Raw genomic sequence first — 22,587 nt, forward strand, 5'->3', positions numbered from 1 at the left:
CCTAATCTGGGTACTGTTCACGAATAGCGATAAAATGCTCCCAATTATCAATTAATAAAGTAACTAAAGTCGGGTCGAAATGTTTACCATTTTGGCTGATTAATTCATTTTTAATATCATCTTCCGACCAAGGCTCTTTATAACTGCGTTTTGATCCTAAAGCATCAAACACATCCGCTAACGCGGTGATACGGCCACTGATGGGTATCTGCTCGCCAGCCAATCCATTTGGATAACCGCTGCCATCCCATTTTTCATGATGACTACCTGCAATTTCTTTTGCTTTCACAATCAGTGGACGATTGGATTTACTGAGTATTTCAACACCATAGTCAACGTGCTTTTTCATGATTTCCCATTCATCAGCCGTTAATTTACCTGGTTTATGCAAAATACTATCCGGTATTGCTACTTTGCCTACATCATGCAGTGGTGAACCATTTTTTATCATGTACACCTCCTGCTCGGGCAAGCCACACAGATCAGCCAGTTTTTCAGCAATCAGTGAAACACGCTGTACGTGTGCGCCCGTTTCTTTACTTCTTGCTTCTACCGCATTAGCTAGGTTGTAAACCAACTCTTTGGACGTTTCTCGTAAATCAAGCTGTAAATTCAGGTTATTAAAAGTCAGCGCAATATTTTGCATATAGATTTCGAGCAACTGAGCATCCGCTTCTCTCAACTCTTCTAATAAGTTGATATATAATAAGTTTTCAGTCCCTCGACTATCGAGCATATAAAGAATAGCCGCGTCATGAAAATTTTCAGAACGTTGGTTATTTAATACTTGCTGACATCGCCGTGCGACTTCATCGGGTAAATGTGAAAAATCACATTCACTAGAGAGATCAACAAACCCACCTATCGCCGCTAGAGTTAACGCATAAGTTGCGGTACCGTCGGCTTTCGGACGCACCACGCAATAAAAACCAGAAGCAGGTAATTTTAATAGTGACGTAAGCTGATGAAGAACCGATTCGGCATACGCTTTTAATGTTGTGGTATTTTGTACTTGTGCCGATGCTTGAATCACTCGCTTTAATCCCTGTTTTTGTTCTTCGATTAAGCATAAATCGCGATAAGAACGTAGCATCGAATACATTAAAGTACGCAATTTTTGAGTCGTTAATTCGGTTTTTTCTTTATAGTCATCAATCTCATATTGCTGAATGACTTTATCTTCTGGCGCTTGCCCTGCTTGCCCAGTACGTAACACTAAGCGGATATTTTTATTACTGCATTCTCGGCGAATGTACTCCACCAAATCCAACCCCGCGTGCTCTGTCTCCATAACAACATCAATCAGCGCCAGAGCGATGTCTGGGGTATCTTGAAGAACCTGCTTCGCTTCTTTAGCCGATAATGCAGAAAGTAGCTCTAACTTTCTTGATTGAAACGTAAAACCGGACAAAGCGATTTGCGTGATCTGATGGATTTGCTCATCATCATCGACGAGCAATACTTGCCAAGGCTTTATGCTTGCCGTAATCGGGCTTTTTTTCTCGGCACCGGAATTGTCTTGGGAACGATAATCAGCAAATAGATCCATAATAACCATCTTATTGTTTAACGACCTACTTATAGGTTTAGCACATCAACGATGATTTTATATACTCAGAATCCTTCTTAGATAAAGAAGTCTCGATGAGAGCAAACTTTGCACTTAATTTTCTGTTTTAAGCAACTTTACTGGCTAAGATTAACGGTGTGAGAGTAACAGTAAGGAAAGCGATATGAAGAATTTTACGGAGAGAGCGGTACTGTGCCCACACTGTGGGCACACCATTCGCATCACTTTAGATTCCAGTAATGGCAGCCAAGATTTTTATGATGATTGTCCTGCGTGCTGCCATGCTATTCACCTTAATATGCAAGTTAACGAACAGCAAGATTGCATTGATCTTTATATTGATGCTGATGACGAGCAGATTTTTTAATCGAGTGGCTTTACTTGCTTAAGGGCGTGACCTTCAACACGTCCTTAACATTAATGACTAAGATTTTTTAGCCAATACGCGCTCAACAGTATCCACAATCGCTTGCGTCTGCGGATCAATTTCAAGATTAATTTTATCGCCAACTTGACGGGTCCCGAACAGCGTTCGCTGTAACGTTTCAGGGATAAGATGAACATTGAAACGGTTAGCTTCAACTTGACCAATCGTTAATGAACAACCATCAAGACCGATGTACCCTTTAGGGAGTACATATTTGATCAATGATTCCGGGACTTCAAACCACAACGTTTTATTATGATCAGAGTCGATGATATCGATTAATGTTGCCATATGGATAATATGTCCAGACATTGAATGGCCACCAATTTCATCGCCAAATTTAGCGGCTCGTTCAATATTCACCCTATCGCCTAGTTTCAGCTCCCCTAAATTAGTTAAGCGTAGAGTTTCTTGCATCAAATCAAAAGAGACTCGGTGACCATCAATATTCGTCACCGTCAAACAACAACCGTTATGCGCCACCGAAGCGCCTATGGTTAAGCCCGTAGAGAGAGGCTCTGGAAGCTCAATAATATGAGTTTGAAATTGTGCTTTTTTATCCATAGCGACAAGTTTTGCTGTCCCTTGTACAATACCTGTAAACATAATGTGATTCCAGTAGATTTTCGTGGTGCTTAGTGTGACATTTCTTTATCATTCTCTCTAGACCCTACGTACTCGAAAGTACCCCCCTTTTTATCTCTTGAGTCACTATTTGACCTAGATTTTCCTTTTTCCGGAGAAGTGTGTGCAACGTTATAAACAAGAAGCCTCAACGTTAGTTAAACTCGCCACCCCTGTACTCATTGCCTCGATTGCCCAAACAGGGATGGGATTTGTTGATACAGTGATGGCTGGTGGCGTGAGTGCGACAGATATGGCTGCGGTGTCCATTGCAGCGAGTATTTGGCTGCCTTCTATCTTATTTGGTATCGGCTTACTAATGGCATTAGTACCGATTGTCGCTCAACTTAATGGTTCTGGGCGTAAAGAACAGATCGCTTTTGAAATCCAGCAAGGCGCGATATTAGCGTTATGGGTATCGCTACCGATCATTTTGGTCTTATTTCAAACCAAAATCATTTTGGGCTTTATGGACGTTGAAGAGTTGATGGCACAAAAAACCATTGGCTATATGTTTGCCGTTATGTTTGCCGTTCCCGCCTTTTTGTTGTTTCAAACCTTACGCAGTTTCACTGATGGAATGTCATTAACTAAACCTGCCATGGTCATCGGTTTCCTCGGTTTATTATTTAATATCCCACTCAACTGGATCTTTGTGTATGGAAAGTTTGGTGCACCGGCTCTTGGCGGTGTGGGATGTGGTGTTGCGACCACCATCGTCTACTGGATTATGTTTTTGATGTTACTGGCTTATGTCGTCACGTCGAACCGTTTAGCTCACATTAACTTATTTGCGCAATTTCATCCGCCGAAACTAAAAGCACAACTGCGCTTGTTTAAGTTAGGCTTTCCTGTTGCTGCGGCATTATTTTTTGAAGTGACGCTTTTTGCCGCTGTGGCTTTGTTAGTTGCCCCGCTTGGCTCTTTGGTGGTCGCAGCACATCAGGTCGCGTTAAGTTTTTCTTCATTGGTATTTGTGATCCCGATGAGTATTGGTGCTGCTGTATCCATCCGTGTTGGGCATACTATTGGTCAACATAACCTACCTGGTGCTGCCGTTGCATCTAATGTAGGTTTAATGGTCGGTGTCGCCGCTTCTTTGTTGACAGCGACTTTTACCCTGATCTTTCGACAAGAGATTGCTTTGCTATACACCAATAATACCGAAGTGATTACCCTAGCAATGCAGCTACTGATTCTGGCTGGTATCTATCAATGTGTCGATGCTATTCAGGTGGTTGCTGCAGGCGCTTTACGTGGCTATAAAGATATGGCGGCGATTTTTAATCGTACCTTTATTGCGTATTGGATTTTAGGCTTACCGACCGGCTATGTGTTGGCGATGACCGACTGGATTGTTGAGCCAATGGGCGCAAGTGGTTTCTGGATTGGCTTTATTGTTGGCTTAAGCTCTGCGGCTTTAATGCTTGGTTTACGTTTATATTGGATGCAAAGCCAAGATGAAGAGATACAAATGCAATTTGCTGCTAAGTAGCCAAAGACACGGTAGTTTAGAGTAGCAACAATCAAGGCCAAGTGATGACTCTGACTGAACTTGGCTTTTTTATTTTGCGTATATGGATAGAGATGGTTTCGGGAGGTGAAGTCCGTGGATCAGTACCATGTTTGGTCGATAAACAGCAATAAAACATTCACACCGTTACTGTGTGTGATTACCTTAATGATCTTACTCACTGGTTGCGATACCTCTAATCAATCACTTGAGAGTGATTTCTCTACCTACTTAACACGAATTGCTAACGTTCAACAAGCCGAGCGGTTGGCAAATCCCAAAAGGTTATCGCAAACTTTACCGGACAAACGACACATTGAGCTGACGATCACGCCACTGACTTTAGGCTTACTTGATAGTTATGAACTGAGAAAATGCCAGCTTTTTCAAGTCATTGCCCAAAGAAACTCCTCCCTTGGCCGAGTCCAAGATGAATTTCGCGGTTTTGACTACGAGATACAATTATTAAACGGCATCGAACACTGTTTGCAAATAAACTCGCTTTCTCAAAGCGTTAGTACACAACTAAAAACGATGGCAGAACTTAAAGGGCAAGATCTCCATAAACATTGGTATAACTTACTCTATACCAGCGTGGCCATGCGTGCGCAGCTCACCAGCCATTCATGGTTAGCCGATAACATCGAACTCAGTGCACTCACTCAAGCGTTAAAAACCTTTACCACCGTTCATGACCATATAGTGCTTAATCAAACCTTACCCGATAGCGTTATTACTCCCTATCAAGAGGTAATTGAAAAGCAGCGTATTTTGGGGTCTCTCAAGTTTTCGCTGGATAATGCAGCCCTCTGGCTGACAGTTACGACTCAGCAATTGCAAGATAACGATAGCGCGATTGTATGTGGTCCAAATCAAGACCGTACTCGTCTCCATTACTTACAAAATGTGTTCAACCGTTATTATGTTGAACGTATTCAGCCGGCATTAACTCGGATTGATAGTGTCTATCTTCAATTAGAAGAGTTCTTCATCATTTTTGAAGCCAACGATAGTATGAAGAGCCACTTTACCGTGCAAGATAGCCACCAACAGTTTCGTGATGCCCTTGCGTCACACGTAGGCTATTGGCAGCAATTATTTCAACGCTGTTCAATCAGCGTCGGCCGTTAACATACGATTTCTCGATTACGCATAAAGCGAGCAAAACGAGGGATGCCTGAATCGGTATACCCATTGTATTGATAAGTAATTAAACAGCCTATTTTAGGCGGAGTTTGACGTAATTGATCGGTTAAACCACTGCCAATCGCAAATTCAATACCGTCATCCGTTCGCACAATCAGAGCACCGACCATACCGGTATATTTGCCTTTTCCTGGTCGATAACCAATCACGTGAGCTTCTGCATCTTGGTGTTTTTTTAACTTGAGGAGATCATCGCTGCGCCCAGCTTGATAATCGGCAGCAACTCTTCGTAGCATTAATCCTTCGCCACCCAAAGTAAACAGCGTTTCAAGATCAGCGAACAACGTCTGCTCGGATTCAATCGGCTGATGGACGATATACTGAATATGTTTCGCGCCGATATTCGTCGTTATCTCAATTAAATGTTGGTATCGCATCCGAAAATTGCCTTCCATTTTAGGCACATCAAACAACATAAAATTGATTTTTTGCCAAGCAACATCCGAAGGCTGTCTATCTAATACTGTTTGCTGAACAAGGGAAAACTGCTCGCGTCCCGCCCACAATTCACCTTCTAACGGGTAGCTGGGCAACGGTTCGGTAAACCATGAGGGCGCATGGATCGGGTAGCCATTACGAGTGGTGAGTTGTTGCCCATCCCAAATGGCACGAATACCATCCAATTTTTCACTTTGCCAATAATCACCTAACTCAATCCCTTGACGATATTCTTTTGCATAGACAATCGGCAACGGTTGATAATCGGCTGACCAAACTGGCGTAATCGTTATAGCTGGCGCTATAAGTAGTAGCGAGGCGGTAATTAACGAGATTTTATATGACATCACTTGTCCTCAAATTTTCACTCTAATGATGCGCTAAGCATCTGATTTAAAGATGAGTAAAGTATGCCGATATCAGCGTCTATTTGAGCAACAACAAAGAAGAACTAGCGAGGTATTTCACACTAATTGATGCCCTACATACACGAGATTCACTCCCCATCTGACCTAAAGGTCATCATAAAATCCAATGACACTCACGGTAGAATAGATGGGGAGCACGGTAATGATAAGGTCCGGAGAAGGTTAAGAGGCTTGATGCCTTGAGTTAATCTCGCGTAACTGGGTCAAATAATTAATCCAACCTTGAGCTTCATTATTGGAAGGTTGTAAATGCTGAGCTCTTTTGGCTTGAGCTAACGCATCATCGAGTCGATTTAACTTATAAAGGGCACGGGCACGAGCTAAAGCGACCTCAGGTTGACGCGCTTTATCAGTGACTTTATCCAGTGCGCTTAAAGCTTGTCGATATTCGCCTTGCTGATTATAAAGTAATGAGACGTTCCAATAGTACTTAGCGTCAAATTGCGCGGCTAAAGACCAAGTTTCAATCGCCCTATCCCACTCTTTGGCTCGTTGCCAATAAGATGCTCGCTCGGTGATCAAATCAAGATCACTGTCAGCATTGTCTATTGAACCAAGAATTTGAGCCGCTCGCTCAGGAATTCCATTTTGAGCGTACAGTTGGGCAAGTAATCTTAACTCTTGCTGATTCAGCTCAATACCATGTAACTTCGCTAAGCCCAAGCTACTCAAAGCTTCTTTCGGTTGTCCGGTACGTAACTCCAAACTCACCAATTGTAGCCACCAACTGCTCTTGTCACTTTCTAAAGCAATCAAGCGCTTTAAGGTTACAATCGCTGGCTGCCATCGTTCAAGCTGAAGTTGAGCACCAAGTTTCAACGATAGTGGTGTCACCTTATCGATTGACGTTAGTTGCTCATAGCGATCAATCGATGATAATGTCTTCGCCCATTGCTGCAATTGATAATGAACTTGGCTAATCCTCAGCCATAATTCGCTAGTGGTTTGCTTTTCATTACCGTCTTTGATCACTTCTTTTACGAGCTGATAGTAATGCGGTAAAGCGGATTGATATTGTTGATCCATAAGTAATAAATCGGCCAACATTCGACGAGTGGCCCAACCTTGCTCATCAACCAATTCTCCGCTACCCACCGCTTCTGTCAACGAACGTATCGCCAAAGAAAGCTGTTCATTTTGCCAATAAAAAACCCCAAGCATACGGTCGAAATACGCTTTATCGTATCCCCGGCTTACTTTGGTTTCTCTTAATAGTTCAATCGCTTCGGCAAAACGCTCTTCTTGAGCGAGTTGATTCGCTTGCAGCGCTTTATTCGCCGCATAAGGGCTGAGTTCTACCGCAAAAGAAGAAGTAGAACCAATCAGCAATAAGTAAACTATCCATCGTCTGATCATTTGGTTAACTTAAACTCCAATTTAATCGTTTGACCGGGTTGAGAAACCGCATGCCCATCCAGCAATTTAGGCTGATATTTCCAACTCCGTAAGGCTTGCATCGCTTCACGCTCAAACATTCGCCGTGGATTGGCATCGACCACCTCAATATCCGTTGGTCGTCCCGTTTCATCTATTGTAAAACGCAGTAGAACATAGCCTTCAACATTACGTTTTAAAGCACGTGCTGGATAATTAGGCTCAACACGATACAGTGGTAAAGCCTGCTGATTAGCCCCAAAATCACCAAGAGTAGGCACATTGATCGCAATACCGTTAATCGCCGTGTCGAGCCCAAGTGTTGGAACCGATGTTGAAGTTAACGTATTGGTCACTGAACTCTGTTGCTTAGACACTGGCGATTGTGGCGGAGGCTGTGGCGCTTTAGGCTGTTCAGGCACAGCGCGTTGTCGGCGCTGCACCTCTTTCTCTTGCTCAACCATTACCATGGTAAAGCTAAGTGAGTTATTTTGCGTTGGTGAGCGCAAGCCATCGTTGTTGATCATCCAAGCCATGAATGAAAATAAGCTCACTGAAATCAAAGCCGCGAAAGGTGTAGCCAGCAATAAACGTAGCATCAGCGCTTCTCCGCCGCCAATGCAATGCTTTTTACACCCGCCCCTTTCGCCGCGTCCATCACTTTGACAACGGTTCCATTGTAAGCATGCTCATCGGCTTGAATAACCAAAGCCGCATCGGGCTGCTCTAACAACAGGTGCTCTAATGTCGCCTGTACTCTTTCAACATCAATTTGCCTTTTATCGATATAAATATCGTTTGCTGAGGTAATCGCAACAAAAATACCCGCATCTTTCTGTGCCGTGACATTCGAGGCGGATGGACGATTCACCTCAACGCCAGATTCTCGGACAAATGAGCTGGTTACGATAAAGAAAATCAACATAATAAACACAATATCCAACATCGAGGTTAAATCGATTTGTGCTTCATCTTGATTGGACGAACGTCGGCCCAGTCTCATCGCTGACTCCTTAAGGATTTTTCTAACTTCAATTCATATAAACGGCACGTTTTCGCCAACCGAGCATAAACAAACATCCCCGCTAAAGCAGCGACCATGCCTGCCATGGTCGGAATCGTCGCTAAAGAGATTCCCGACGCCATCAATTTGGGATTACTGCTGCCTTGAGTCGCCATCACATCAAACACCGAAATCATCCCCGTGACTGTACCGAGTAAACCTAACATCGGAAAAATGGCCACCAATACTTTAATTAGATTAAGGTATTGAGTAAGTTGAATGTGTGCTTGACCCAACCATCCTGAACGAATCGCTTGCGCATGCCATGAATGATGATCGTCACGCGCATGCCATTGTTCAATCCACTGCTTACGCTGCTTAGGAAAGGTAAATAATAAGTACATTATCCGTTCTATCACTAGCAACCAGCAGACCGCGACCACCGCGGCCAGCCACCAGAGTACTGTTCCACCCTGAGCCATAAACTCGGAAAGGGGCAGAAAGAGCTTTTGCAATGAAAATAACCCATCTGCTTGATTCATGTTCATCCCTTACGCCGCTGCGTGGTTGACGGCTTTTTTAGTATTCGCCGCTAGAGACTCACGTTCTGCTTGTTCAGCAACAAGCCCAATCCCTTGCTTCTCTAAGATGGTACGAATCGTTTCTGCTTGAGAGCTTAAGATATTATGAGCCAGCAATAGAGGCATTGCCGCGACTAGACCCAATACTGTCGTCACCAACGCCATCGAGATCCCTCCCGCCATGACTTTAGGATCGCCATTACCAAATTGCGTGATCACTTGGAAAGTCTCAATCATTCCGGTAACGGTACCAAGGAGTCCAAGCATCGGTGCTAAGGCCGCAAAAAGCTTCAGCATCGACAGTCCTTTTTCTAAACCAGCTTGTTCATCAACCACCGCTTCCAGCAAACGCAGTTCTAGCGCTTCAACACTGCGGTTTTGCTCTTTATCATAAACTGATAATACTCGGCCCAACGGATTATTACTGCTTGGCTCAGATTGCTTAAGTTGCTGTTGAATGCGTTGTCGAGCCATCGCTAAAACGATGCCTCGATAAACAGCGATCCCTAGGCCAATCGCTAGTAATACCAAGATGATATTGCCGATCACACCACCGGCTTCAAGGCGTTGCTTCAACGTTGGAGTTAACGCCAGTTGTTCAAATAGAAGGCCTTGTGAAGGATCCAATACCAGCGATTGCATTTCTCCTTGTTTAAGATCGGTTAATGAAGAGAAACGCGCACCTTGAGCGGGCTGCTGTTGATAAGCGACCGCGTCTTGACGGCGATTATTCCAACTGACGTAACCTTGCTCAGTGACTAAAGCCATCGCACCAAGTCTAACCGCATCCACTTGTTGGGTTCTTCCTTCACCATCAATGAAAGCAATCGTATTCGTGCTGATTTCGCCACTGGCAATCACTTGCTCTTGCATTGCCTGCCATAAACCAATCAGTTGCTTCATCGAAGGTAAGGATTGTGCTGCGACAATCTGATCAACCACTGGTGCGTACTGCTGACGATCAACCCCCGTTACAGAATCACTTAGTGTCGCTTGTAACTCTTTTCCGTTTTGTCGAACGACACCAAAAATTTCACCTAAACTGCCGGTTTCCAAACGCAGCTTTTCTTCTAGACGAGCAAGACTATTTTCATTTTGGCTAAAACGGGTAGACAGCTTATCGGCTTCTGCTTGTAAGCGATCTCTTTGCGCCATCAGAGCCTTTTTTTCATCGCGTAATTGCTGTTCCGTTTTTTGAAATGTTGCTTCACGCTGAACATTATGATTGCGTTGTACTCGACTCTCATTGTGTGCTTGTTCGGTCAAACCACCACTTGCATAAGCTGGAGTGAGTAATAACAGACTTAAACTCCATGCGACAAAGCCATATTTAGTGATCATTATTTTGCCTCCGCTGGAGTAAGAGAAACCGGTAGATAAAGCAGTGTCGGGGCAATTTGTTGATAGGCAAGTTGATAAGCGGTGTCAATATCCCCTTTAGATCTAATGGGCAGCGCTTGCCACTGTCCTTGTTTTTGATCCCAAGACCAATAGCGCGATCCATTACGATTGCGTGCTAATAATGAAACTCGGCCGACATAAAGAATATCCGCTTCAATCGTTTCTTTATCAGCTAAGGTGATTCGATCTTGGTAAACCCCTAATTTCGTGCCGTAATCCATCTCGATTTGATACGCTTCAAGAATTCGGCGATATTTCTCAGCATCACTCACATCAGAACGTGGCATTAACTCTTTGAGTCGCTCAAGGCGCTCTTGGCGAGCGGTAAGACGTAAGGGTTTATCTTCACTGATTAAAACATCTAAACCATCGATCATTTGATACATCAAAGGCACAATCCCCTGACGAGTCTGATGAACCTCAATGATCTGCTCATCTAAACTCGTCATTTCACTTTCCTGACTGGCTACTAGCGAGAGTAAATGATCACGATAAATGGTTAAATTTTTCACTTCTTCATTTAATCGCTCAATGTCCGCTTGAAGAGATAAGGTTGCTTCTGCACTTTTATCGACGTTCTGCTGACTCATCGCTGAAGCGCGATTGGTGGTTTTTTGGATTGTTTTTGCATCATCCAGCACACTGGCATGCGCCGCTAACACGCTTAGCGCTGAAAATAAGATTAGGCTAGGTTTGGTTAAATTCATCGTTGTCATCAATTACCACATGAGAATGCCGACATGTTATTGATAAAGGCTCTCATTATCAACTGTATTTTCAATGAAAATCTGCTCTGGCTGCGATTATAAGCGTAAACAATGTAAAGATAGCCAACGCGGACAGAGATAATAAGCCTCAAACGACTGACGTTGTAAGTCGGCGGCGAGTCAATTACGCCTCATGAGGTTCGATAACGATGAGATTATGGCAACAGCCCCGAGGAAGCACGATCACTTGATGTGCTGAGTAAAACGCAGAATTTGTTTAGGAATGGCGGATAAAGGACAAATGGTCTGCACCGCACCAAGGGCAATCGCCTCTTTCGGCATACCAAAGACGACACAACTGGCTTCATCTTGCGCGACGGTTGACGCACCATGGTCAAACATCGCTTTTAACCCTCTGGCTCCATCATCGCCCATGCCAGTCATGATGATCCCGAGTACATTGCTTCCGGCCTGCTGAGCTGCTGAACGAAACAACACATCGACTGCCGGTTTATGTCGATTGACTAAAGGTCCATCAAACACCTCGACTTTGTATTGAGCACCACTGCGCAACAACTTAGTGTGTTTGCCTCCAGGAGCAATCAATGCGATACCAGGCAGCACTCGATCGCCACTTTTGGCTTCACTGACCGTCATTTGACTCAATGAATTGAGGCGCTCAGCAAACATTGCAGTAAACTTTTCTGGCATATGTTGGACAATCACAATCCCCGGCGCGTGTTTCGGTAAATGGGTTAAAACGTATTCCAAGGCTTGTGTTCCGCCTGTCGAAGTGCCGATGACGACGATTTTTTCACTGCTCAATAATGAATTGATCGGTAATGAGGCTACTGACGGGAGTTGACGTTTATTTTCCATAAGTAACGATTTATCAAGAGGAGGTAATGAAGGGTTAACCAAGTTTTTAACTTTCGCCTTCGCGGCTCCCCTTACCGCTTGCAGCACTTGATTGGCGCTATCTTCTAAAAAATCTTTTAAGCCCATTTTGGGTTTAGTAATGATCGTAACAGCACCAGCTTGTAATGCCTCTAAGGTCACTTGAGCGCCTTTTTCGGTTAATGTTGAACAGATAATCACCGGCGTTGGTCGCTCAGCCATGATTTTTTTCAAGAAGGTAATGCCATCCATACGCGGCATTTCGACATCCAAGATAATCACATCTGGCCAGTTTTTTTCCATCCGTTTCATGGCAAATAGCGGGTCTGCCGCCGCAGGAAGCAAATCGATATCTGGTTGCTCAACTAATATTTGGCTAAGCACTTGCCTGACGACCGCTGAATCATCAACAATCAGGACTTGTATTTTCTTATTTGTCATTAACCTTCCCTATCGAGGCAAAGGAGGAGAGCAATCATCAACGTTAAAGTGTAGTTAACCACTAGCATCTTGATTTCTTATAATTTTTGATAAATCGACGGACTGATTAACTTTAATGGCGCTTTCATCGACTGCAACGTTTCAGCATGACCAATCAACAGGTAACCGCCTGGATTAAGCTGACGCTGAATATTATCAATCACTTTTTGTTTCGACGCTGCGTCAAAGTAGATCATCACGTTACGCAGAAAAATCAGATCAAAATGTCCAAATCGAGCCAAGCTCTCTTGCAAATTAGCCTGCTGAAAAGTGACCCGATCACGTAAAGAACGAATCACTTTGAATGTATTGGCTTTCGCCCCGACGCCTTTACGGCAATATTTTTGTAAATAGTGCAACGGAATATTACTACTGCGAGATAAGGGATAAATTCCGCTACTCGCTTGTGCGAGAACTCGGCTGTTGATGTCGGTCGCCACTATCTGCCAAGGTCGTGGATTGTTATCCATTAATAGCATCGCCAGAGAGTAAGCTTCTTCCCCTGATGAGCTTGCCGCACTCCAGCAACGCAGTGTTTGGGGATAATAGTTGGGGATCACCTCTTGTTGTACGAAAGTGAAATGTGCCTCTTCGCGAAAAAAGTACGTTTCATTGGTGGTGAGTAAATCAATCACCACCTGTTGCTCTGCTTTTTTATCAGCACTATCCGGTGCTAAAGCAAAAAAATCAAAATAAGCATCAAAGCTTTTTAAGCCAAGTTGATGTAAGCGAACATTAAGACGCCCAATGACCAAGGATTTTTTCGTTACGTTAAGGGAAATCCCCGCTTTTTCATATAACCAGCGTTGGTAACGAATGAATGTCTCGTCCGATAGCTGTGGCTGACATTCTGTATACACAGATTCAAGAAAAGACATCTTACACCTCTTAGCTCTTACCGAGTTCCTTGGCTACTTTATCAACCATAGCGAGCTCATCAACCGATAGCACTTTATCTTCCGCGAGAATGATGACAAAGTTATCCTGTAACTGAGCCATCGCGCGGATAAAATCTGTCCGTATCTGACAACTAAAAGCCGGCGCAGCACGAATATCGCTCATCGGAATATCAATCACCTCTGACACGCTATCCACCAGCACCCCTAAATCTTGGCGCTGATCATCGGTATCGACTTCAATAATCACAATACAGGTTCGTTTCGTGATCGCGCGAGCCTCAATTTGAAAGCGATGTGCCAAATTAATCACTGGAACCACTTCACCACGTAAGTTGATCACCCCTTGAATGAATTTAGGCATACGAGGGATCGGGGTTACTTTTCCGTATTCGAGGATCTCTTTGACATTAAGTATCGCAAACGCATACATCTCTCCGTTCAACAGAAAGGTTAAATATTGCTGATCGTTGATACTGGTTGCCAAGTTGGGTGTCGCTAACTGTCCCATCATACGATTCTCCTAAAAACGTACATAGTCCGAATCATCATCGTCTTGAGTGACTCTTGAGGCTTCAGGCGATGATTTGGCAGAGGGTTGCTGTTTTTTACTTGCCAATTTCACTTGTCGCTCATCGGTCTTAAAGAAGGTCATCAATTGTTGTAACTGCTGAGCTTGGCTACTCATTTCTTCGGACGTGGAGGCTAACTCTTCGGATGCTGATGCACTTTGTTGCGTGACACTATTGAGTTGTTCCATCGCTTGATTAATTTGTGATGCACCCGTGGCTTGCTCCATAGATGCCGCGTTGATTTCTTGTACCAGATCAGCGGTCTTTTGGATCGAAGGGACAATCTCCTCTAACAAACTTCCGGCTTGCTCTGCCAAGGCAACGCTATTTTTCGCCACTTCACCAATCTCTTGCGAAGCCACTTGGCTGCGCTCGGCCAGTTTTCTTACTTCTGCCGCCACAACAGCAAATCCTTTACCGTGGTCGCCAGCCCGAGCCGCTTCAATCGCTGCATTCAAAGCCAGCAAGTTGGTTTGATAAGCGATGTCGTCGATAATGCTGATTTTTTCTGCTATTGACTTCATTGCGGCCACTGTTTTGCCCACCGCGTTGCCGCCTTCTTGGGCTTCTAAAGCCGCTTTACTGGCAATCCCGTTGGTTACTTTGGCATTTTCAGTATTTTGGGCAATAGAGGCTGACATTTCTTCAATTGAAGAGGTGGTTTCTTCAACACTCGCCGCTTGTTCACTCGCACCCTGACTTAAGTTTTGCGCCGTCGCTGAGACTTGCTCTGACGCAGAAGCCAATGCATTACTTGCCCCATTCACTTCACCGACAATACTAGATAGCTTACGAACCATTTGCTGCATGGAATCGAGCAAACGCCCCATTTCATCTTTACTCGTCACTTCCATCTTCGCAGTAAGATCACCTTCTGATAATTGCTGAGAAAGTAGAACTGCTTTTTCTAATGGGCCACAAATACCTCGAATCAAGGCAACTCCGAAGCTAAAAGCTAAAATTAATCCCACAGATATAGACGAAATCGAAATAAATCGCAGCGTATCATAAAGCACAGTTTCTCGGTCATATTCCGCTGCCGCTTCTTGAATTTGCAAATCAACCAATAGATCCAAAGACTGAGCAACGGGGGGATATAAAGGTCGAACCCTTTCCAATGCCAATGAGGTGGCAGTTGCAATATCCCCCATTCTTAATGCAATCAATGTCGGTTCAATGGCTTGCTCAATGAAGATTTTATTGTCGCGCTGAAACTGATTGACCAACCGAGCTTCTTCCTCGGTTAACGTCGTCGTGATGTATCGAGACCAGATTTGATCAATCACTTTTAAGTTATCTTCTACGTTCTTGACTTGAGCGTTGATATTCTCATCATCGGGATACAACTGAGCAAACGCCATCGCAATCCGATTTTGTAAGAAACGAACTTTAATATCGTTTAACTGACCAATCGGAATGGTTCGATCAAGATAAACACTTCTCAATCCATCAACCATTTTACTCATGCCATATAAGCCCGCCGAACCAACACCGATTAATAACACACCTAACAAACCAATGAGTAGGCTGAGCTTAATTTTTACTGATAGATCCTTAAACATTGCCAGATTCCTTATAGCGGTGACGCGCGTTATGCGCTTAATCTGATACCTTGTGCGCTGTCGATATTAATGCAGCGCAAATTGTTGTGATTCTTGTTGAATCATTTGCTGCGTTAAACCAGGAATATCTAAAATCAAGGCAATATCCCCATTCCCTAAAATAGTAGAGCCACTGATCCCTTGGATATTCTCAAAAATAGGTCCGAGCGGTTTAATAACGGTTTGTAACTCGCCCAATAATCGGTCAACCACCAATCCAGCCGTTTGCCCACCGGTTTGTACAACAACCACATTTTGCCGACGAGGCGCTTGCTTACTTAAGTTGAACTGTTTGCGTAAATCAATCAGTGGTAAAACGCTGCCGCGCAAATTAAGGTGACTGCTGACCTTTACCCCTTGCTTGGTCACTGGGTGATGCAGCTCTACGCACTCTTTAACTGCATCAAGAGGTACAACAAACTCTTCATCACCGACTTCAATTAAGAACCCATCGATGATCGCCAAAGTTAATGGCAAAATTAGACGGACTGTGGTGCCAATCGATAGCTCACTTTCTATCTCGACTCGACCACGTAATTCATTGATGTTTCGACGCACCACATCCATGCCAACCCCTCGTCCCGAGAGATTAGAAACCTCTTGCGCCATAGAAAAACCCGGTTCAAAAATCAATTGATACATTTCATCTCGGGTCAATACCGAGTGCTCATCAATCAACCCTTTTTCAATGGCTTTTAAACGCAGTTTTTCAGCATCAAGTCCTTTACCATCATCGATAATTTCCAATACGATGTTGCCTGAATCGTGGTAGGCATTTAAGGTAATTTGTCCTGAGTGATTTTTGCCTTGCTCTCGCCTTTTCTCAGGCATTTCAATGCCATGATCCATGGCATTACGAATCAGGTGCATCAGCGGGTCACCGATTTTCTCGACCACCGATTTATCAAGCTCAGTATCTCCGCCATGAATATCAAGTTGGATCTCTTTACCTAACTCTTTAGCAACATCGCGTACGACCCGTTGAAAACGGATAAACGTATTGCCAATCGGTACCATTCTTAACTTTAATGCCGCATCTCTGACTTCTTCTAATAGGCCATTGAGCCGAGAGACCGATTCTTGCATTGCGCTATCGGCATGACTGCTGGCTTGTAAAGCGCAGCCCGCTCCAGCGGTGACCAACTCTCCAATCAAGTTAATTAACGTGTCGAGCTTTTCTGCATCAACACGCAAGCTTTTTTGTTCGCGATTTACCGTTTCATTCGCCGCTGATTTTGCCACGGCAGCGTCCGATTTAACTGGCTTAGCTTGAGTGATCGATTGATCGGAGTCTTCTTGCACTTCAATCGGTGACTCAGCGTCAATCAACGGCTCAGACATGAGATCCAGTTGTAAGCCACAGGCTTGAAAATGCTCAAGATTGTGCATACCTTTCTGTTGTAACTCATCAAGTAAGGCCGGAGTACACTGATTGGCGGAAAATAAATACACCTCGCCTTCGTCCCGAATAAATTCGAAAACCGCTAAAATTTCCTCATCTTGAGCATCACTATTGAGCGCTATTTGCCAACTCAAGTAACAATTTTCTGAGTCAAAGTCTGTCCACTCTTGGGGTAAGCTACTGTCATCGAAAATAATCTGTTCGATTTGGCCTAATTTGGCTAAATAAGCAAAAAAGGACAGCGGATCCATCCCATCCTGTAAAGCACTTTGCGGAAACTTTACCCATAGAAAACGCTGAGCCTCTACCGTAAGTGGAGCGCTGTCTTTGATTGGTGCCTCACTGGTTTTCACGTCTGGTTGCTCACCAAGAAACGCGTTTAATTGTTCAATCAGTGTTTCACTGATTTGCTGGTTATCCGCGTGATGCTGCTGCTCAAATTGCGCTTCATCGAGCAGAGTTAGCATATGATCACGACAGCGAAACAACAGACTGATCACTTCACCAGTCAAAACCAATTGTTCTGAGCGTAACTGGTCAAGTAGGTTTTCTACTTTATGTGTAAAGTGGACAATCGCATCAAGATTAAAAATACCCGCTGAGCCTTTAACCGTATGTGCAGCACGGAAGATAGCATTGAGTCTTTCGTTTAAGTCTTGATGATTACCCGCTTCAAGCTCGAGTAAATCCAGCTCCATACCTTCTAATAATTCACGGCTTTCGGTGTAATAGGTTTCAAGTGCAGCCAACAGCATCGGATCCATGTTTATACTCCTATTCGCGCATTACGCACTGGGCTGCAATGCCAAATTATGGTTAAGGGCATTAACGCCTAATTTAGCCATCACTTGGATAAACAAAGGATTCTCTACCAGTAACAAACATTGCTGCTGTTGCTCTCGTTTCGCTTTATTGACCATTACTAATAATTGAATCGCGCTGGTGTCAAGATCAGTAATGCGCGTAACATCAATCAATAAATCAATCGGCTTCATAACCCATGGCGTCAAAAACTCATACATTTCCTGCGCTTGATAAATCGTTAACTCGCCGGATAACTCAATGTTGACGTGTTGATCATTTTCTTCGAGGATCTGCATACCTTAACTCCTAAGCTGGCATCAGTTTATTCACCGCCGCCAACATTTGATCTGGCACAAACGGTTTCACTACCCAAGCCTTCGCGCCCGCTAAACGGCCTTGATCTTTTTTCGAAGCTTCCGATTCCGTGGTCAACATGATCACGGGCGTGAATTTGGTCGCAGGTTGTTTTTTCAGTTCTTTTAGTAACGTCAATCCATCCATATTGGGCATATTGACGTCACTGATCACCAAGTGGACTTTAACGCCTTGAATTTTTCTTAGCGCATCAGCACCATCAATGGCTTCAATCGTTTGGTAACCCGCGCCTTTCAGCGCAAGACTGACAACTTGGCGAATGGCTGCAGAATCATCGACAACCAAAATTGTTTTACTCATCCTCAAACCTCCCTGCTTATGGTTTGCTGTTCGTTAAAAAAAGGTAATGTCAGATTGCACTTCTGGTTTACTACTATGAGTAGATTGTTTACCCGTATGAACTTGATGCTGCTCAATCATGGTGTAACTACTCTTCATTTTATCGAGCCATTTTTGCGGCGATAATTGTCCGACAATCGGATGATTTCTATCTTGTTGAACTAACGTAATGGCATCCCCTAACTCGGTTAAATTACGAGTAATTTGCTCTAAAATTTGACTCACCCTATCTTGGAACTGAAGGCGAATGATCACGTGTGTCACCGTCTCTTTAACTTGTTGAGCATCTTCAGTGAGCCCTTGAGCTTGTTCATCTAACGTTTGCACTATGTGCTGAAAATGGTTGATAACTTCATCAATACATTGCTCGGTATTATTCATTTGCTCAGTTTCATCTTTATTAACCTGTTCAACCATTTCACAGGCTTTCTCGATGGCAGCATTAACGCTATTCACTTGCTCTGTCATCTTGCTCGCGGTTTCTCTTGATTGTTGAGATAAACCACGCACTTCATCGGCAACCACAGCAAAGCCTCTTCCCGCTTCTCCAGCTCGCGCGGACTCAATCGCGGCATTGAGGGCTAATAAATTGGTTTTATCTGCGATACCAACCACTTCTCCAGCCATTTTTTTCAGTGATGTGGTGTATTTCATTAATTCACGCATCTCACTCAATACTTGCTGTCTTAGTGTTTGCCCAGCCCGTAGCGCATCTACCGCATTGTTAAGCATGCTACGACATTGATGAATTTCTTCCGTTACCGATTGCTCTTTACCGTGACTGTTCACTCCGGTGAGAGACAAGGTATGACTGAGCCGCTCGACCAGTTGAGAAAACTGCTGGCTCAACTCTGAAACTGAATCGGTTAGATGTTGATTAGCGGAATCAATATGTCGTGCCCAGACGGGTAATGATTCGATAAACAGGGGCTCTAACGAGTGATAGGACTCTAATTGAGACTCCTGTAACGCCGAGAGGTGTTCAATTTGTTTTTTTTGCTGTTTGACGGTTTGAATGTACGATTCATAATTCCAAGCGACGTAGCTAAGGCTGGCAATGGAAGCCAATACCAGCAACGCGCTGATGTATAAAGGTAAACTCGAATAGATCACAACCATGCCCGATAACACTAGGGCAGGCATGAATAGAGGAACAAGCCTGAGCGCTAACATATGTGCAGTTATCCTATGCCGAACTAACGTAAAATTATGATTATTATTAGAGAGCTTATCTGTTACAACCAACCCATCAACACCAAAAAGCACTTAGGCGCATAACAAAATAAGGCTCAATTAAAAAGTAGCAGTCAGATATCAACTACGCAAATAATGGAATTGATTTAACATTACCAACTCGGATAAGTAGATAAAGTTATCTATTACCACTGAGAAAAGTGTGCCAGATGGGTGAATTCAGGATTGTTGTCGATGGTGTGGGTGATATGAAGATCAAACTAAAGCTCAACCCACTATACCCAAACGGCTGAAAGTTGCAGGTAGGCGGCAAGTGAGTGAATCCCCATGAGCATAGGCAAACGACGTGATTGGGGTGAACGAAGGTAGCCAACACCGCTGCTTTAAGTTGGAAGGGGATATCAACGAGGAAACAAATGAGCTAACGGGGTAAACAGAAAACGCTTAAGTTTGATTTTTACTACTCGCCAGTGGGTGGCGGGCGTGATTGGTGTGGTATCCATCAAATGTTGATAGGCATGATCATCAAGGATGGCTTCGCCACCATGAGCCAGCAATAAACGCTGCGGATTGAGCTGATATACCCGCGCAACCGAACGACGATACTGTTTGGGAAAAAAAATAGGAAAAGGAGAGATCAGCTGTTTTTTTACTTCGACGATCAAATCGGCGACATACAAAATACTTTGCTGTGGATGAAAGAGAGATATATCTCTATCGGTGTGTCCTGTCGTTTCTAAAACTTGCCATTCAGAAAACCCAGGAATCGCTTCACCGTCCATTAATTGATGATCCGCACGTAATTTACGAGGAAACCATAAACGACGCCTTGGCTTACCTAAACGCTTTGCCATCCAATGCGCCAAAGCTAAATCAGCCCAAAACATCACAATCCCTAACCCACCTTGATACCAATGACCCACTTGCGCACCAGAGACTATCTTACAGCCGGTTTTACGCCGCAATAAGTGCGCACCACCAGCATGATCAGGATGCATATGAGTAACCACCACCACCTTAAGTTCGCTAACTGAGCGACCTAATTGAGCAGTAATGTAATCCAGTATCAGAGACACATCAGCACGACATCCTCCATCCAATAGCATTAATCTATCTGGATATTCAACCAAATATAAATTTTGGATATGGCCGCGAAGGGTATGAATTTTCACAAATACTCTAACTGGTCGGTCCTGAAGGCAAGAAGACTAACCATACCACTCAAAGAAACAATAAATAAACAAAAAATAAACAAAAATGTTATCTGTGGCGCATTACAAAAAACAAACCAGAACAAAATCAAAGTGAAACAAACATTACATTAAATTGAAATATTTGACCGCCACCCTATTCAGCGAACCACTATGTTAACTCCAACTTTATATAATTAAGGGAAATATAATGCACAAGCTATGGCTAGCGGGTCTGATGGCAACCACTTTTTCTGGACACACTCTTGCTGCGACCGAAATCACTTGGTGGCACGCAATGGGAGGGCAACTGGGAGAATCAGTCAACCAACTTGCAGCAGATTTTAATGCCGCGCAGAAGGACTATACCATCACTCCTATCTACAAAGGAGACTATACCGAAACCTTAACCGCAGGCATTGCTGCATTTCGTGCAGGTCAATCACCGCATATTCTCCAAGTGTTTGATGCGGGAGCCGCAACGATTATGAATGTCCCAGGCGTTGCAAAACCTGTACAAGATATTCTGGTTAATGCCGGTTACTCATTTAATGCTCAAGATTATCTGTCTGGTGTGCGTAATTTCTATGCGGACAATAAAGGCAAAATGGTTGGTATGCCCTTCAATAGTTCCACTCCCGTTCTGTATTACAACAAAGATATTTTAAATAAAGTTGGAGCTACGGCACCACAAACTTATGAACAACTTGAAGTCTTAGCCGAAAAACTAAAAGCAAAAGGTTACGTTACTTTTTCACAATCGCATACGCCATGGATTATGTTTGAAAACTTCAAATCTCGTCATAACTTGCCGCTCTCTGATCAGCACAATGGCTATGCCTCTCTTTCATCACAGCTGATGTTTAATTCACAAGATATGCTGATGCATTTTAATAAACTTAAAGAATGGTCAGATAAGGGCTACTTCAAATATTACGGAAGTAACTGGGATGCCAACCAAACGCCTTTTGAACGCCAAGAAGTGGCGATGTGGATGGGCTCATCAGGTTCCTTCGGTGGGCTGCGCGATAGAGTCCCGTTTGAGTTAGGTACTACCTACTTACCACATTGGGAAAAATTAAACGCTGAAGGCACTCATACTTTTATTGGCGGCGCCGCTCTGTTTGCTTTAAGTGGTCATACTAAAGAAGAAGAAAATGCCGTCGCGGCTTTTTTTACTTATCTGACTCAGCCTGAAGTACAGATGAATTGGCACACATCGACTGGTTATGTACCAGTCACCAATGCCGCTTATAGCCTAACCAAAGCCTCAGGCTATTATCAAACCTATCCCGATGCAGAAGTGGGCGTAAAACAGCTAAGCCTACCTTCCGGTGAATGGACACAAGGTTATCGCTTAGGTTTCTATCCGCAAATACGTGAAGTCATGCACCGTGAATTCGACAATATTTTTGCTGGACGCTCTTCGGTAGAAAATAGCCTTAAACGAGTCGAAGACGAAAGTAAAAATCTCCTGCAACGTTTTGCTCGCACTGTGCAATAACGCTCGTTGATTACAACAGACTTCAAACCGACGTTTCGTCGCTTGAGTCTCGCTCATTGAA

At 43.8% G+C, this 22,587-nt stretch carries 22 protein-coding genes; 4 read left to right on the forward strand and 18 right to left on the reverse strand.

The annotated features are described in order from the left end of the window. Position 1: 1 nt before the first annotated feature. Positions 2-1,549 carry a DUF3369 domain-containing protein gene (locus CAG60_RS05040; protein ID WP_161438431.1) on the reverse strand — a complete coding sequence of 516 codons (1,548 nt, stop codon included), beginning with the start codon at positions 1,547-1,549 and terminating at the stop codon, positions 2-4. Positions 1,550-1,733: 184 nt separating this feature from the next. On the opposite strand from CAG60_RS05040, the gene CAG60_RS05045 reads away from it, so the two are divergent. After that, entirely contained in the window at positions 1,734-1,937 is a 204-nt protein-coding gene (locus CAG60_RS05045; RefSeq protein ID WP_040904293.1) for a CPXCG motif-containing cysteine-rich protein, read from the forward strand. A 57-nt stretch (positions 1,938-1,994) separates the two neighbouring features. Here CAG60_RS05045 and CAG60_RS05050 read toward each other — a convergent pair whose 3' ends face one another. Next, on the reverse strand, positions 1,995-2,603 hold the full coding sequence (locus CAG60_RS05050; RefSeq protein ID WP_158138468.1) for a riboflavin synthase subunit alpha: 609 nt from the start codon (positions 2,601-2,603) through the stop codon (positions 1,995-1,997). A 142-nt stretch (positions 2,604-2,745) separates the two neighbouring features. Between CAG60_RS05050 and CAG60_RS05055 the strand changes: the two genes are divergently transcribed. Further along, complete coding sequence (locus tag CAG60_RS05055; protein WP_158143866.1) at positions 2,746-4,116, forward strand: MATE family efflux transporter; 1,371 nt, start codon at positions 2,746-2,748, stop codon at positions 4,114-4,116. A 114-nt stretch (positions 4,117-4,230) separates the two neighbouring features. Continuing rightward, on the forward strand, positions 4,231-5,265 hold the full coding sequence (locus CAG60_RS05060) for a DUF3080 family protein (protein ID WP_161438432.1): 1,035 nt from the start codon (positions 4,231-4,233) through the stop codon (positions 5,263-5,265). Here CAG60_RS05060 and CAG60_RS05065 read toward each other — a convergent pair. From CAG60_RS05065 to CAG60_RS05140, 16 genes are all read right to left on the reverse strand, one after another. Continuing rightward, positions 5,262-6,125 carry a DNA ligase gene (locus CAG60_RS05065; RefSeq protein WP_161438433.1) on the reverse strand — a complete coding sequence of 288 codons (864 nt, stop codon included), beginning with the start codon at positions 6,123-6,125 and terminating at the stop codon, positions 5,262-5,264. The two genes, CAG60_RS05060 and CAG60_RS05065, sit on opposite strands and share 4 nt — an antisense overlap. Before the next feature lie 243 nt (positions 6,126-6,368). Beyond that, on the reverse strand, positions 6,369-7,562 hold the full coding sequence (locus CAG60_RS05070; protein ID WP_161438434.1) for a tetratricopeptide repeat protein: 1,194 nt from the start codon (positions 7,560-7,562) through the stop codon (positions 6,369-6,371). Continuing rightward, the gene (locus CAG60_RS05075) at positions 7,559-8,179 is read right to left on the reverse strand and encodes an energy transducer TonB (RefSeq protein WP_154168138.1); all 621 of its coding nucleotides are present in this window, start codon (positions 8,177-8,179) and stop codon (positions 7,559-7,561) included. Before CAG60_RS05075 ends, CAG60_RS05070 begins: the two co-directional genes overlap by 4 nt. Next, positions 8,179-8,583 (reverse strand): ExbD/TolR family protein, encoded by a 405-nt coding sequence (locus CAG60_RS05080; protein ID WP_158138473.1) that lies wholly within the window; start codon positions 8,581-8,583, stop codon positions 8,179-8,181. Before CAG60_RS05080 ends, CAG60_RS05075 begins: the two co-directional genes overlap by 1 nt. Then, complete coding sequence (locus tag CAG60_RS05085) at positions 8,580-9,125, reverse strand: MotA/TolQ/ExbB proton channel family protein (RefSeq protein WP_040904289.1); 546 nt, start codon at positions 9,123-9,125, stop codon at positions 8,580-8,582. The genes CAG60_RS05080 and CAG60_RS05085 overlap by 4 nt, the downstream gene beginning before the upstream one ends. Positions 9,126-9,134: 9 nt before the next feature. Beyond that, positions 9,135-10,505, reverse strand: coding sequence for a MotA/TolQ/ExbB proton channel family protein (locus CAG60_RS05090; protein WP_158138474.1), 1,371 nt, complete (start codon positions 10,503-10,505; stop codon positions 9,135-9,137). Continuing rightward, positions 10,505-11,272, reverse strand: a complete 768-nt coding sequence (locus tag CAG60_RS05095; RefSeq protein ID WP_161438435.1) for a DUF3450 domain-containing protein — start codon at positions 11,270-11,272, stop codon at positions 10,505-10,507. Before CAG60_RS05095 ends, CAG60_RS05090 begins: the two co-directional genes overlap by 1 nt. A 243-nt stretch (positions 11,273-11,515) precedes the next feature. Further along, the gene (locus tag CAG60_RS05100; protein WP_161438436.1) at positions 11,516-12,610 is read right to left on the reverse strand and encodes a protein-glutamate methylesterase/protein-glutamine glutaminase; all 1,095 of its coding nucleotides are present in this window, start codon (positions 12,608-12,610) and stop codon (positions 11,516-11,518) included. A gap of 77 nt (positions 12,611-12,687) precedes the next feature. After that, complete coding sequence (locus tag CAG60_RS05105) at positions 12,688-13,527, reverse strand: CheR family methyltransferase (protein WP_158138476.1); 840 nt, start codon at positions 13,525-13,527, stop codon at positions 12,688-12,690. A 10-nt stretch (positions 13,528-13,537) separates the two neighbouring features. After that, positions 13,538-14,059: a chemotaxis protein CheW gene (locus CAG60_RS05110; protein ID WP_110166926.1), complete on the reverse strand. Its 522-nt coding sequence runs from the start codon at positions 14,057-14,059 to the stop codon at positions 13,538-13,540. Positions 14,060-14,068: 9 nt separating this feature from the next. After that, the gene (locus tag CAG60_RS05115) at positions 14,069-15,679 is read right to left on the reverse strand and encodes a methyl-accepting chemotaxis protein (RefSeq protein ID WP_161438437.1); all 1,611 of its coding nucleotides are present in this window, start codon (positions 15,677-15,679) and stop codon (positions 14,069-14,071) included. Positions 15,680-15,745: 66 nt separating this feature from the next. Continuing rightward, a complete protein-coding gene (locus CAG60_RS05120; RefSeq protein WP_161438438.1) occupies positions 15,746-17,884 on the reverse strand; it encodes a chemotaxis protein CheA in 2,139 nt (712 codons plus the stop codon). Between the two features lie 21 nt (positions 17,885-17,905). Next, positions 17,906-18,220 (reverse strand): STAS domain-containing protein, encoded by a 315-nt coding sequence (locus tag CAG60_RS05125; protein ID WP_158138479.1) that lies wholly within the window; start codon positions 18,218-18,220, stop codon positions 17,906-17,908. Between the two features lie 10 nt (positions 18,221-18,230). Further along, a complete protein-coding gene (locus CAG60_RS05130; protein WP_004395227.1) occupies positions 18,231-18,599 on the reverse strand; it encodes a response regulator in 369 nt (122 codons plus the stop codon). Positions 18,600-18,632: 33 nt separating this feature from the next. Further along, positions 18,633-19,811 (reverse strand): methyl-accepting chemotaxis protein, encoded by a 1,179-nt coding sequence (locus CAG60_RS05135; RefSeq protein ID WP_161438439.1) that lies wholly within the window; start codon positions 19,809-19,811, stop codon positions 18,633-18,635. A gap of 422 nt (positions 19,812-20,233) precedes the next feature. After that, the gene (locus CAG60_RS05140; protein ID WP_004395225.1) at positions 20,234-21,004 is read right to left on the reverse strand and encodes an MBL fold metallo-hydrolase; all 771 of its coding nucleotides are present in this window, start codon (positions 21,002-21,004) and stop codon (positions 20,234-20,236) included. 229 nt (positions 21,005-21,233) lie between these two features. Here CAG60_RS05140 and CAG60_RS05145 point away from each other — a divergent pair, with 229 nt between their 5' ends. Further along, a complete protein-coding gene (locus CAG60_RS05145; RefSeq protein ID WP_158143857.1) occupies positions 21,234-22,526 on the forward strand; it encodes an extracellular solute-binding protein in 1,293 nt (430 codons plus the stop codon). Positions 22,527-22,587: the final 61 nt, after the last annotated feature.

The sequence above is a fragment of the Vibrio sp. V33_P6A3T137 genome, assembly GCF_009904835.1.
In the GTDB taxonomy this organism is placed as follows: domain Bacteria; phylum Pseudomonadota; class Gammaproteobacteria; order Enterobacterales; family Vibrionaceae; genus Vibrio; species Vibrio metschnikovii.

Bases quoted from the DNA above. Each gene is read 5' to 3' on its own strand.
- CAG60_RS05065 (WP_161438433.1), bottom strand. From the start codon at position 6,125: ATGTCATATAAAATCTCGTTAATTACCGCCTCGCTACTACTTATAGCG.
- CAG60_RS05050 (WP_158138468.1), bottom strand. From the start codon at position 2,603: ATGTTTACAGGTATTGTACAAGGGACAGCAAAACTTGTCGCTATGGAT.
- CAG60_RS05130 (WP_004395227.1), bottom strand. From the start codon at position 18,599: ATGAGTAAAACAATTTTGGTTGTCGATGATTCTGCAGCCATTCGCCAA.
- CAG60_RS05125 (WP_158138479.1), bottom strand. From the start codon at position 18,220: ATGCAGATCCTCGAAGAAAATGATCAACACGTCAACATTGAGTTATCC.
- CAG60_RS05070 (WP_161438434.1), bottom strand. From the start codon at position 7,562: ATGATCAGACGATGGATAGTTTACTTATTGCTGATTGGTTCTACTTCT.
- CAG60_RS05100 (WP_161438436.1), bottom strand. From the start codon at position 12,610: ATGACAAATAAGAAAATACAAGTCCTGATTGTTGATGATTCAGCGGTC.
- CAG60_RS05075 (WP_154168138.1), bottom strand. From the start codon at position 8,179: ATGCTACGTTTATTGCTGGCTACACCTTTCGCGGCTTTGATTTCAGTG.
- CAG60_RS05120 (WP_161438438.1), bottom strand. From the start codon at position 17,884: ATGGATCCGATGCTGTTGGCTGCACTTGAAACCTATTACACCGAAAGC.
- CAG60_RS05040 (WP_161438431.1), bottom strand. From the start codon at position 1,549: ATGGATCTATTTGCTGATTATCGTTCCCAAGACAATTCCGGTGCCGAG.
- CAG60_RS05085 (WP_040904289.1), bottom strand. From the start codon at position 9,125: ATGAATCAAGCAGATGGGTTATTTTCATTGCAAAAGCTCTTTCTGCCC.
- CAG60_RS05105 (WP_158138476.1), bottom strand. From the start codon at position 13,527: ATGTCTTTTCTTGAATCTGTGTATACAGAATGTCAGCCACAGCTATCG.
- CAG60_RS05095 (WP_161438435.1), bottom strand. From the start codon at position 11,272: ATGAATTTAACCAAACCTAGCCTAATCTTATTTTCAGCGCTAAGCGTG.
- CAG60_RS05045 (WP_040904293.1), top strand. From the start codon at position 1,734: ATGAAGAATTTTACGGAGAGAGCGGTACTGTGCCCACACTGTGGGCAC.
- CAG60_RS05110 (WP_110166926.1), bottom strand. From the start codon at position 14,059: ATGATGGGACAGTTAGCGACACCCAACTTGGCAACCAGTATCAACGAT.
- CAG60_RS05080 (WP_158138473.1), bottom strand. From the start codon at position 8,583: ATGAGACTGGGCCGACGTTCGTCCAATCAAGATGAAGCACAAATCGAT.
- CAG60_RS05145 (WP_158143857.1), top strand. From the start codon at position 21,234: ATGCACAAGCTATGGCTAGCGGGTCTGATGGCAACCACTTTTTCTGGA.
- CAG60_RS05135 (WP_161438439.1), bottom strand. From the start codon at position 19,811: ATGTTAGCGCTCAGGCTTGTTCCTCTATTCATGCCTGCCCTAGTGTTA.
- CAG60_RS05090 (WP_158138474.1), bottom strand. From the start codon at position 10,505: ATGATCACTAAATATGGCTTTGTCGCATGGAGTTTAAGTCTGTTATTA.
- CAG60_RS05115 (WP_161438437.1), bottom strand. From the start codon at position 15,679: ATGTTTAAGGATCTATCAGTAAAAATTAAGCTCAGCCTACTCATTGGT.